This window comes from Deinococcus marmoris DSM 12784, assembly GCF_000701405.1.
Lineage (GTDB): Bacteria > Deinococcota > Deinococci > Deinococcales > Deinococcaceae > Deinococcus > Deinococcus marmoris.
Map to the genome: position 1 here is coordinate 1 of NZ_JNIV01000123.1, position 11,471 is coordinate 11,471.

General features: G+C 63.6%; 9 protein-coding genes, 1 tRNA gene, 1 rRNA gene and 1 pseudogene. 1 reads left to right on the plus strand and 11 read right to left on the minus strand.

The features are described 5' to 3' along the window. From Q319_RS0120210 to Q319_RS0120230, 5 genes and pseudogenes are all read right to left on the minus strand, one after another. Positions 1–253 (minus strand): annotated as a pseudogene (locus Q319_RS0120210) (IS4 family transposase); the annotation flags it as partial. 16 nt (positions 254–269) lie between these two features. Beyond that, entirely contained in the window at positions 270–956 is a 687-nt protein-coding gene (locus tag Q319_RS0120215) for a hypothetical protein (RefSeq protein WP_029484241.1), read from the minus strand. A gap of 83 nt (positions 957–1,039) precedes the next feature. Continuing rightward, positions 1,040–1,546: a hypothetical protein gene (locus Q319_RS0120220; protein WP_029484242.1), complete on the minus strand. Its 507-nt coding sequence runs from the start codon at positions 1,544–1,546 to the stop codon at positions 1,040–1,042. A gap of 320 nt (positions 1,547–1,866) precedes the next feature. Continuing rightward, complete coding sequence (locus tag Q319_RS0120225; protein WP_029484243.1) at positions 1,867–2,799, minus strand: class I SAM-dependent methyltransferase; 933 nt, start codon at positions 2,797–2,799, stop codon at positions 1,867–1,869. A 127-nt stretch (positions 2,800–2,926) separates the two neighbouring features. After that, positions 2,927–3,226, minus strand: a complete 300-nt coding sequence (locus tag Q319_RS0120230; RefSeq protein WP_029484244.1) for a hypothetical protein — start codon at positions 3,224–3,226, stop codon at positions 2,927–2,929. Between the two features lie 164 nt (positions 3,227–3,390). Between Q319_RS0120230 and Q319_RS0120235 the strand changes: the two genes are divergently transcribed. Next, positions 3,391–3,777: an SCP2 sterol-binding domain-containing protein gene (locus Q319_RS0120235; protein ID WP_034416041.1), complete on the plus strand. Its 387-nt coding sequence runs from the start codon at positions 3,391–3,393 to the stop codon at positions 3,775–3,777. A 16-nt stretch (positions 3,778–3,793) separates the two neighbouring features. Here Q319_RS0120235 and Q319_RS0120240 read toward each other — a convergent pair whose 3' ends face one another. The 6 genes from Q319_RS0120240 to rrf all read right to left on the minus strand — a co-directional run bounded on the left by Q319_RS0120240 (position 3,794) and on the right by rrf (position 11,399). Then, a complete protein-coding gene (locus tag Q319_RS0120240) occupies positions 3,794–5,008 on the minus strand; it encodes a bifunctional folylpolyglutamate synthase/dihydrofolate synthase (protein WP_245619409.1) in 1,215 nt (404 codons plus the stop codon). Between the two features lie 62 nt (positions 5,009–5,070). Next, a complete protein-coding gene (locus tag Q319_RS0120245) occupies positions 5,071–6,024 on the minus strand; it encodes a manganese-dependent inorganic pyrophosphatase (protein ID WP_029484247.1) in 954 nt (317 codons plus the stop codon). A 129-nt stretch (positions 6,025–6,153) separates the two neighbouring features. Further along, on the minus strand, positions 6,154–9,534 hold the full coding sequence (locus Q319_RS0120250; protein WP_029484248.1) for an S-layer homology domain-containing protein: 3,381 nt from the start codon (positions 9,532–9,534) through the stop codon (positions 6,154–6,156). 314 nt (positions 9,535–9,848) lie between these two features. Further along, positions 9,849–11,036 carry a tRNA guanosine(34) transglycosylase Tgt gene (gene tgt / locus Q319_RS0120255; protein WP_029484249.1) on the minus strand — a complete coding sequence of 396 codons (1,188 nt, stop codon included), beginning with the start codon at positions 11,034–11,036 and terminating at the stop codon, positions 9,849–9,851. 126 nt (positions 11,037–11,162) lie between these two features. Next, a tRNA-Gly gene (locus Q319_RS0120260) sits at positions 11,163–11,238 on the minus strand. Positions 11,239–11,282: 44 nt separating this feature from the next. After that, positions 11,283–11,399 (minus strand): 5S ribosomal RNA (rrf, locus tag Q319_RS0120265). Positions 11,400–11,471: the final 72 nt, after the last annotated feature.

Sequence of the window (11,471 nt, forward strand, 5' to 3'; positions counted from 1 at the left end):
AGGACAGGAAGAAATCGCTGTCCAGTTGCGGATCCTGTATACACCGTCCCAGACGCTTTTTCTTGGCTTCTGGGGAGCCAGTCCCAGGCATGGCCTGGGACCACTGCTGCTGATTGGTGGAGCGCTGCTCAATCAGCGCACATATCGCATCCTGGGCACGTTGCAGGGTATCGCGGCGCAAGAAGGGGAAGCGCTCTTTCAGGAGCTGGACGAACTTGATAGCGTCGATCTGGGCGGCTTCTTCTTGTTTCACAGCTTCAGGAAGCCGCCTACTGCCGTTTCAGACTACGATCAAATGCCCAAACGGCAAAAATGCCGTTCAGAACACTGTCAACATCAAGTTGTCCAGTACTGAAATCGAAGACATTGGCGGTCCCCTGAGGGCTGGCCGCGTACTGACCGCCAGCCACGGCGTTCGCGGGCACTTCAATGACCTGGATAATGCTGACGATGCCCTCGTCCTGCCCGGTCTCCAGTTTGTCGACGGGGACGGTGACCTGCGTGATCGCTCCGGCGGCAAGCTCGACGGCACCCAGCAGGCCGTTGTTGTCGGCGTCCAGGTAATACTTGACGCTGGTCGGCGCGTTGGGGCTGCCATTGGTGTTGGCGGCCAGTTGAACGACGTAGTTGTCGACGTTCCCGAGGTTGACCACTTTATAGGGCGTTTCAAGCAACCCGCCGGGCAGAACCTGTCCCTGATAATTGCCGGGCAGTGTCCCGGTGGCCGTGGTGCCGTCGGCTCCAGCGGTGTACACGATATCGAAATCCGGCTTGGGCAGGACAGTGGTGCTGACCGTGTTGGAGCTGACCGGCGCAGCCGCCGCGTTGGTGGTGGGGTCGGTGAAGGTGGCGGTCGCGGTGTTGGTGATCACGGTGCCGGAGGGCGTTCCAGCGGCGGCGGCGGTTCCGGCGGCCAGGGCCACCATCAGGGTCAGGAATTTAGGATTCACTTTCACGGGTACTCTCCTTGGTTGCTTCGGCCTTCGGCGGCCAGTGGACATTCAGATAAAATTCAGAGACTGCTGGGAGGGGCGGGGGCTTACCTGACCTGGACGCGGTACCCGAGCTTGAGCTGCGCGCCGGGGCTGAGTTCCGCCACGATCCAGCGCACGGCGTTGTATTCGCTGGGCAGGACCTCCACCTCCTTTTGAACAGACTTGCCGTTCTCGGTCACGGTGATGGTCTTTTTCAGGGGCGCGGCGGCAAACGTCTTGCCACCGTCGATGGAGTACAGGGTTCGGGCGCTGTTCAGGCTCTTTTCAGGAGCCAGGTACACGGTGTTTCTGGGCACGGGCAGTTGCACGGGCAGATCGCGCACGACTTTGGCGGTGACGTTTTGCACGCTGACCACCTGGCTGATCACGTCGCCGGGGTTGACGCTGCCGGGGTTGGGCAGCAGTTGTTCGGTGGGCTTGCCAGCCACCTTGACGGTCTTGACCAGCAGCATGCTCAGCTTCAGGCTGATGGCTTCACCGCCCTGAGCCGCCGCGCCCACAGCTCCGCAGAGCAGCAGCGTGATCAGCAGTGTGGGCATGTGACGTTTCATGGGGATCTCCTATAAAAATGAATGCAAGGTGAAGAATCAGATGGAGTGGCAGCAGGGCTTGTTTTCCTGAACTGAGGTTAAAAACCTTGCTCTTACGCATTACTTACATGGCCGACTGGAATTTGCATATGCTCTGATCGTTGACACATAGAATGAGAAAAATGAGATTATAAAGATGACGCTGGAACCCATTCCAGACAGGATTTTTCACAACATCAGAATTCATGTTCGGCTGGGAAGACCAGAAAATACCCCCGCCGGGGGGACCCAGGGGGATAGCTTTTTAATGTGTGGGTTGCCTTCCGGTTTTGCAGGAAGAATTACAAAGTCAAGTCGCGTCCCACACGATGTTCAACTGGGAGCGCGGTCAGCAGAACCTCATATTGACCCGTCACGAAGACCTGAAAGCCGCGCTTTTGCAGATCGCGGCGGGTATCGGTCACGTCGGCGCACAGCAGGCTGAGGTCCGGGCGCGCAAAATTCCTCATGCGTGCGCCGTAACTGAGCAGGCCGTCGCGGTAACGGGCATTCGGAAAGCCCAGCACCAGTCCGCCTGTTTCGCTCAGATGTTGCCTGCACAGCGCTTTGAGCAGCACGTCGCGCCGCACCCCCGGACTCTGGAGCAGGCTCAGGGCCAGGATCAGATCGAAGCGGCCCAGTGCTGGAACTGGCAATCCAACCACGTCCAGTTCCAGAAATTCGGCACGCGGAAATCTGCCGCGTGCTACAGCCAGCGCCGAGGCATCGGTGTCCAGACCCACAACTGTAAAGGGCCGCCCAGGAAAGGCCAGCGCCAGCGCGTCCAGCTCGCGCCCGCTGTTCACGCCCAGCGCCAGCACGCGCCCTCCCGCCGGGGGATCAATCCGGCGCAGCGCCTCTACCAGCGTCAGCAGCAGCACCGGGTCTTCCAGCTTGTCCACCCGCGCCCAGTCGCCGTCTGTGCCGTAGCCCCCTGCATCGGGGGCAGGTGCGGCAGCGTAACGGCGCAGGCCGAAGCGTGCGCGGCCCGGCCCGGATGGCTGCGGCGTCAACAGGTGCGCCCCCAGCGCGTCGGCCAGATCGGCCCAGGCACTCCAGGGCCGGTGCCGCCCGGCGGGGCCAGCCGCGCCCGTGTACAGCTCACCCGCGTAAAGGCCCAGCCCCGCGTCGGGATCGGGCACTTCAAGGGTGACCTCTTCCCCACTCTCCAGCGCCGCACGCACAGCGGGAAGGATTTCCGACAACGGTTCCACGGTAAACGAGAGGTGGGGCATCGGGGTCAGCATACGGGGCAGGGGCGTTTTGGAACCAAAAAATCCCCACCCGCAGGCAGGGAAAGGAAAAAAGAAGAAGGGGAGCCAGCAACGGCCCCCCTTCTAATGAGCTGAGTCCTGCTCTGGCTTACTTGCCGCCCAGAGCGGAGCCGAGTTGACGCAGACCTTCCTGATCCTCTGCGGGTGCGGCGGAGGCCAGCTTGCTGGTTTCGCTGCCCAGATCGGGCAACAGTGCGGCTGCGCCTTCGAGGTCGCCGCCTTCCAGCGCGCTCTTGAGCTGCGCCAGCATGCTGGTAACGCTTTCCGCTCCGGGAACGCCGTCCAGCGTGCCGTGCCAGCTCGTCACGTTGCTGACTGCCGTCTGAGCGTCCACGCCCGCTACACCGCCCGAAAGGGCCTGGATGGTCTGCTGTAATTGCTGATTCATTCTTGTACCTCCTTGAATTGATCTTGCCTGCTTATGTAACGCCGGATAGGCGGCGCAATATGTATGCGGGGCCGCCCTGTGAAAGTCAGCTCAAGGCTGTGCCACACGCGCGATTGCCGCAAATCATACGGTTGCCGTGCGGCATCTGGGCTGGGCTGGGAAGCGTGACCCCTCTGCCCTTTCAGACCGGTGAAGAACTCGAGGACCTGCTGCTCCGGGTCTTCCAGAAAGCTGCCGATCCCGGCCCCACGCAGGGGCGGCTGGCCCTGACCTTCGCCATTCACGCTCCCGGTGCATGGCTGCGGGTAGATGGTAGGGACGGACAGACCGCCGCGCTGAGCCGGGGGCAGGCCGCCCGCGAAGCAGAGAGTGACCTGACCTTTGCCATGAGCGGCGAGACGGCGCACGCTTTCTGGCGCGGCGACCTGAATGCGGTGGCCGCCATTACCGCCGGAAAATTAAAGATCAGTGGGCCGCTGCTGCGCGCCCTGGCCCTCGCACCGGGACTGGCAAAAGTTCAGGCGGCCTACCGGGCAGAAACCGGCGGGTAAGCGTCTTTTGCAGGGGCTACTGCCAGCGCTCGCGGTCCTCGCCCGCCGTGCCCAGCAGCAACGGGCGCAGTTCACCGATCAGGTACAGGCTGCCGCAGGCCAGTGCCAGCGGGGCCTTCAGGGCAGTCAGCACGGCCAGCGCTTCTCCCGGCGATTCGGTCAGCGTGACGGGCAATCCCGCGAACAGCGGGGCGAGGTCTGCCGCCGCCGCCGCACGCGGGCTGAGGGTGGCCCGCGTCAGGACCGCGTGCGAGACGTGTGGACGCAAAGCCTGCACCACGCCGCCCACGTCCTTGTCTCCTGCCGCGCCAAAGATGACCGGCACGGGCGGGACGCCCAGTTCGAGCAGGGTGGCGGCCAGTGCCCGCGCGCCGTCGGGGTTGTGCGCGCCGTCCAGCAACAGGCGGGCACCCAGGCCACCTGAAGGCAGGACTTCCAGCCGTCCGGGCCAGCGGGCCGCCGCCGCACCTGCCCGGATCGCTGCCCCACCCACGCCCAGCCGCCAAGCCGCCGCCGCCGCCAGCGCTGCATTCCGCGCCCCGTGTGCGCCCAGCAGTGGGGTCTGAAATTCCAGGGCAGTGTCCGGCAGCTTCAGGGCCACCTCTGCGCCCTGCCAGCCCAGGGAATGGGTCTGAACCCGCATCTCTTGGCCCAGCGCCCACAGGTCCGCCCCGGTGGCCCGCAACAGGGGCAGAAGGTCTGCCGACACACCCGTCACGGCAGAGCGGCCTGCACGCAGAATCCCGGCCTTCTCGGCGGCAATGGCCTCCAGCGTATTTCCCAGAATCTCGGTGTGGTCCAGCGCCACGTTGGTGATCACGCTCAGCGCGGGGTCCAGGGCGTTGGTGGAATCCAGGCGTCCGCCCAGGCCCACCTCCATCACGGCAGTCTGAATCCCGGCCTCCGCGAACAGCAATGCCCCCAGCGCCGTGACGATCTCGAAGAACGTCGCGCCCGTGTCTTCGGCGTGGGGACGCAGGCGCTCCAGCGCGGTATCGACAGTTCCAGACGGCAATTCCTGGCCGTCCACCTGAAAACGCTCGGTGAAGCGGGTCAGGTGCGGGCTGGTAAAGAGGCCGGTGCGCCGCCCCTGTGCGTGCAACATGGAGGCCAGCACGGCGGCAGTGCTGCCCTTGCCGTTGGTCCCGCCCACCAGCACGGTCTGAAAAGCGTGTTGCGGGCTGCCCACACGGGACAGCAGCTCCTGCACCCGCCCCAGCCCCGGATGCACGCCGAAGCGCTGGCGGGCGAACAGCCAGTCCAGGTGTTCATCAGGGTTCTGAACTGTGGAATTCAGGATTGCGTCTCGAAATACTTTTCCAGTGCAGGCACAATCTGCTTCTTGCGGCTGATGCGCCCTCCCAGATCGGCCACACCGTCCAGCGTGGGGGCACCGAAAACCTGTTGCACCACCGCCGCCTCGGCCTCACCCGCCACCAGCATACGGTTGGTCTCGTTCAGAATGTCCACCACGCCCAGCAGCACGCCGTCCAGGCCATCGGCAGCCCGCGCGGCCCGCATGGCGTCCAGCAACTCGGCCTGCCGCCCGAACACGTAGCCAGGGTTGGTGGTTTCGATCACGCCCAGGCCCCAGCGCTGGACAGGATGCTGCGCGGCGGGGTCGCCAAAGGGAAAGACCTTGTAGTCCATCTTCAGCAACTCGGCGGCGGGCGTGTCGCCCAGATCGCTCTTGGCGGCAAACATCTCCAGGGCGTAAGCCGTCACATCGCGCAGTCCGGCAATCGGGGCCAGGAATGCCACCGCCTCACGGTCATTCGGGGTGGTGGTGGGGCTGCGGAAGTGCAGGGTGTCGCTCAGAATGGCCGACAGCATCAGCCAGGCGTCGGCCTGTTCCACTTGCAGGCGGGCTTCACGGTGCAGCTTGAGCAGCAGCGTGGCCGTGCAGCCGACGGGTTCAAAGCGCAGAAAGGCGGGCTGCATGGTGGTCAGGTCTCCCAGCTTGTGGTGATCGACCACGTGCGTCACCTGAAGGTCCGCCAGATTGGGCGCGGACTGGGCGCGCTCGTTGTGGTCCACCAGCGCCACCGCCGTACCGGCCTCCAGTACGGGCAGCAGTGGCGGGGCCTCCACACCGGCCTTTTGCAGCACGAACGGGGTCTCGAAGTTCAGGTCGCCCAGGCGGTAAGCCTGAGCGTCTATGCCCTGCCGCGACAGCAGGTGGGCGTACACCAGCGCGGAGGCGATGGCGTCGGTATCTGGGTTGAGGTGTCCGAACACGGGAAGCATACAGGCAGTCTAGCGGCTGGGCTGTCCACACCACTCAGCACACCCAAACAACAAAAAAACCCCCGCGCTGGGCGGGGGCCTTTAGGAAACAGGGCGGAGGGTGGAGTTACTCGGTCAACCGGATGGGGCTTAGAAGTTGACCTTGTAGGCGATCTTGAAGACCTGGCCGCGTGCGTCGGCAGGAGCCGTGGCGTTACCGCCGCGCATGCGCAAGTTGCCCACGCCGTAGCCGAAGGACAGATCGTAGTAGTTGCCTTCCACATACAGCAGGTCCTGGCTCACACGCGCGCCGCCGGTGTTGACGTCGGAGTACTTGCCTGCCGTGCCGTCCACGAAGGAGGTGTAGGCGCGGTTGGTGCCCTGGTAACCGGCGTAGTACACGGCCAGCTTGGTGTTGGGCAGCAGGAACTCGTTGAGCTTGACGCCCACCGAGTACTTGACGGCGTTGGAGGTGTAGTCGGCAGGCTTGGCAACAGGACCCGTGGCGTCAGCGTTGGCGATCGTCGGGGTAGCGCCGACATACGTGCCGGTGCCGTAGTCGTGGCTGCGGGTGTAGTAGCCGACCTGACCCTCGAAGCTGGGCTTGAAGATCACGTTCAGCGCGTCGGTGGTGACCTTGACGCCGATAGCGGCGGCATTGCTGTTGTTCACGACGCCGCTCAGGCTACCCACGTTGGCATCCAGCTCGGTGGCCGAGTAGCGGTCCAGACCGAAGGCGGCCTTGACGTCCACCTGGGCGATCCCGATCTTCTTGCCGTACAGCACGTCGCCGTAGGTGAAGCCGTTGCTGTAGCTGTTGGTGGCGTTGCGGAAGCGCGAGGCGTAGCCCACACGGAAGGTCAGGTCCTTGACCAGCGCGCTGGCATCCTTGCCGTTGTGGGTCAGTTCTGCGCCGAATTCGGTGTAGCAGTTCTTGTCGGTGAAGTTGGCCAGCGAGAAGCTCAGCGCGCCGCCCACACCGTCGGTGTCGGAGGAGGCGATACCGGGGTGATCGGCACCGCAGCCGTCGGAGTTCAGGAACTCGTTGTTGGCCAGACCGAAGTAGCTGTTGTACTTGCTGTTGCGGAAGAGCTGGTTGTCGCTCTGGGTACGCACGTTGTTCAGCGAGAAGTGGTTGTAGTACCCGCCGATGGCCAGACCGAAGCCTGGGGTCACGTCGGCGCGCACGCTGTAGCGGCGGCCTTCGCCCGACAGGGCATTGGACTTCTTGAACGCGGCTGCGCCCTTATCGAGCTGGTAGTAACCGCCGCGAACCGTGACCAGGTTGAACAGGTTGGCCTTGGCCGCCACACCGAAGTCGGTGATCAGGGTGCCCGCCGTGTTGAGATTGTCGGTCTCGCGGTCGAAGTAAGCGCCCACGGCCACGGGGCCGAGCGTGCCAGCAACCTTGACGCCAAAACCGTTCTGGTTGTTGTGGTAAGGCGCGGTGCTGCCGTTGTCGCCGTCGGCAGGATCGGCTTCCATGATCCCGGCCTGGGCGTTGTAGCCGGCGGTGATGTTGCGGTAGTTGACGTCATAAATCTTGACGGGTCCCAGGGTGCCTGCAATCTTGCCGTAGAAGGCGCGCTGCGTGGAAGACGCATTGGTCCGCACACCCGTTACTGCCGCAAAGGTGCTGTTGGTCACGCGGCTCTGGGCGTATTCGCTGTCGATCTGCCAGCCCGCGACCGTGCCGTGCAGGTCTGCGCCGAAGGCGACGACGTCGCTTCCGGTCACGATAACCGTGCCCGCGCTCGTCACCGGGTTGCTGGTGGTGCTGCCGTTGGCCGCGTAGTTGGCAGCAGCCGTCGCGCCGGTGGCGTCCAGGCTTTCCTGGGCGTAGTTCAGACCCGCCTTCAGGGTGCCGATAGGGGTGATTTCCGCACGCACGCCACGGTAGTACTTGTACGCGCCGTTCGACAGGCCGGAAGCCGTGCGGCTGACCAGGACGTTGGCTGCGTTGAAGGTGTCCGTGAAGTTCAGTGCAGCGTCTGCGCCGCCACGGCTGCCGTAGACCACCGTGATCACGGGCTTGTAAGCGCCGATCACAGGAACATTCTTGCCGTCCACGCTGACGACGTAGCCGTCACCGCGCCCGGTGCTGTCGTTGTCGAACAGGTAATCGCTGAACTTGAACTTCAGCGCCTTGCCGAAGGTCACCGTGACGGGGGCGTTGCCCACGGTGAAGGCTGCCGTACCCTGCTTGAAGAAGAAGAACAGGGGGCGGTAGGTCACGCTGTCCTGGGTGACATCAGGGTAACGGGCATCGGCGCTGGGCAGACCGGCACGCACGCCGAAGGTCACGTCGACCTTGTTGACGTTCAGGGCACCGGCGCTCGGGGTGAACTTACCAGTGGTTGCGCTGGTCGCGGTGTCGATCTTGCCGGCGTTGTCGAAGGTGATGCCGAAGGACAGGGTGGTCTGGCCTTCCTTGTTCACTGGGGTGACGGCGGCGGTGCTGAAGCCGTAGAAGCTCTGGGCGGTGGCGTTGCGTGCTGCCGCCTGCTCCTGAGCAATACGGGCTTCGAACTGGGCCTGGGTCTCACCCACGGCTGCAACGGGCTTGGCCGGGGTCACAGGCGCGCCGATGGCCACACGGCCACCCGTCAGGTCGGCCCAGTCCACGGCGGTGTCGGCGGTATCGCCGTTGCCGTCATCACCGGTGCTGAAAACCGTACCGGGGATCAGGCGGTCGAAGTCCATGTCGCGCGTGCCACGGGCCACGTAGTAGGTGGCGCTCAGGCTGGGGCGCAGGCTGAAGGCGTACTTCTCGAGCTGCTTGACGCGGTTATCCAGGTCGCCCACCGAGGTTTCCACCTTGGTGACGCGGCCCTCGACGGTGCCCACGCGGCCCGACAGGGTGTCGAAATCGGCTTTCTGGACCAGATCGGCCTGGGCCGCTTCAATGGCGCTGGTGCGGTCCTGAAGGTTCAGGATGTCCTGGTTCAGCAGCACGGTCAGGTCGTTCAGGGCGGCGATGCTGCTGGCGTTGTCGTCGACATCGGCACGCAGGGTGTCGTAGTCGTCGGCGCGGGCCGTCAGGTCGTCGATCTGGGCCTGGATGTTGGCCACGGCTTCGGCGTCGCCGGTGCTGCCAGCCAGCGCTTCCACGCGGTCTTCCAGACGGGTGAAGTCGTCGCGGCTGACCGCGTTTTCTTCTAGGTCGCTGACGCGCACGCCCAGGGCGGCGAGGTCGGCGGCCAGTTCCTGAATCGCGTTCTGAAGCGCGGTCAGGGTTTCGGCGTCCATGCCGCTGGCAGGAACTTCACCGGTGCGCACCTGATCGAGCAGGCGGGCGATGATCACAGCGGCCTCGTAGCGCGTCAGGTTCTGCGTGCCACGGTAGGTGCCGTCGGGGTAGCCCAGGATGATGCCCTGGCTGACCAGACGGTCGATGGCGTCCTTGGCCCAGTGACCGGCGGGTACGTCGGTCAGCGCAGGCACCTGAGGTGCGCTGGCGGGTGCCTCCGTCTGGGCAGCGGCCATGCCGAATGCCAGAGCGGCGGTGAGGACGAGCAAGCTTTTCTTCATATTGAACCCCCAAAGGTTGTCGCGCGTCGGAAGCGAGTGAATACGGCTTCTGAAGGTGACGGTGGGGCGAGTTACCGAGTTTCCTCTCCCGGAGTAATTCACCGCTTCGTTCTCTCCCGCTTAACGCAACTGTGTGCTGCAACCTGAGCGCCTCCCCCGAAATGGGTGTACAGGTGTCAGATCAAAACGGATGATACAAGCATGAAGAGAGATGGGTCAACCCTGAGAGGGAGATAAATTCGGCATTCTGGGATGCCGGGGCCATTTCTGACCAACTCATGAAGGGATGAGCAACTCATGACACGCACAGTGGTTCACTGTTGACGACTGATATCGGCGGCCACAGGAGCGGGTTGAACGGCTGAAGCCTCAAGTGCAGCGGCGAACCACTGCGGCAGCTCTCCGCCAAAGTAGCGCGCACCCCAGGCCCTCGCCCAGACGTCAAATTCACCCGCCGCAATAGCCGCCCTGATGCGTTCCACCAGACGGTGCAGATAGCGCAGGTTGTGCAGTGAGAGCATGCGCGGTGCCAGCAGTTCCTCCGCGCGGACCAGATGGGCCAGATAAGCGCGGGTGTAGTGTCGACAGGCGTAGCAGTCGCAGTCCTCGTCAATGGGTTTCAGCTCCCGGCGCGGCGCACTGGAGTTCATGTTCAGCCGTCCGTCGTCGGTCAGCGCGTAGCCAAAACGCCCGGTGCGGGTGGGATACACGCAGTCGAACATGTCCACTCCCAGCGCAATGCCCGCCACCAGATCTTCCGGATGGCCCACGCCCATCAGATAGCGCGGCTTTTCGGCAGGCAGGCGGGCGGTGGTGAAGTCCACGGCGGGATACATCTCGGCCTTGCTCTCTCCCACGGCCAGACCGCCGATGGCAAATCCAGGGGTGTTGAAAGGGAGGGTCAGGTCCAGACTGAGCTGCCGCAAGTCCGAATGAATCCCCCCCTGCACGATGGCAAACAGGGCCTGATCGTCCCGTGTCTTGAAGGTCAGACAACGCTCCAGCCAGCGCACCGTGCGTTCCAGACTGCGCGTGATGTACTCACGCTCTGCCGGAAAGGGTGGGCACTCGTCAAAGGCCATGATCACATCGGCCCCCAGCGCCTGCTGCACTTCAATGCTCCGCTCTGGCGTCAATTCCACCAGACTGCCGTCTAGGTGGCTCTTGAATATCACGCCTTCCTCGGCAATCTTGCGGAGGTGGCCCAGACTCATGACCTGAAAGCCGCCGGAATCGGTCAGAAATGGGCCGGGATAAGCAGTGAAGCCGGGCAGTCCGCCGTGCGCTGCCACTAACTCCTCGCCGGGCCGCAGCATCAGATGATAGGTGTTGCCCAGAATCATCTGCGATCCGATGTCCAGCAGTTCCTGTGGGCTGATGCCCTTGACCGTGCCCTGTGTGCCCACCGGCATGAACATTGGAGTCGTGACCGTGCCGTGTGGAGTCGTAAAACGCGCCACCCTCGCCCGACCGTCCTGGTGCTGAACTTCAAACTCGAACATCCCTGTATTGTGGCGTATCGGGCGGCCTCTGCGGCACGCTTTGAGCATTTGAATAGCATGAATAGCAAAGGTGGAGCCAATAAAACAGCCCCCTCCAGATCGGAGGGGGCTACTTGGATAAAACTGTGGAGCGAGAGACGAGATTCGAACTCGCGACATCTACCTTGGCAAGGTAGTGCTCTACCAGCTGAGCTACTCTCGCAAAAAACGCGCTGTTGGGGCGCGTTGAGGAAAGAAAAGAAAAAACCCCCGCACTGACCGACTTTTCCGGGATGCTGCCATCCGAGTATCATTGGCGCGGCTGTGTTTCACGGCCCAGTTCGGCATGGGATGGGGTGGTTCCACAGCGCTGTGGGCACGGGGGTGTCTGCATTTGGGGTTCCAACAAAATGATGGATGCAAGACCAGAGCGTGAAAGGGTGCGAGAGGGGTGGT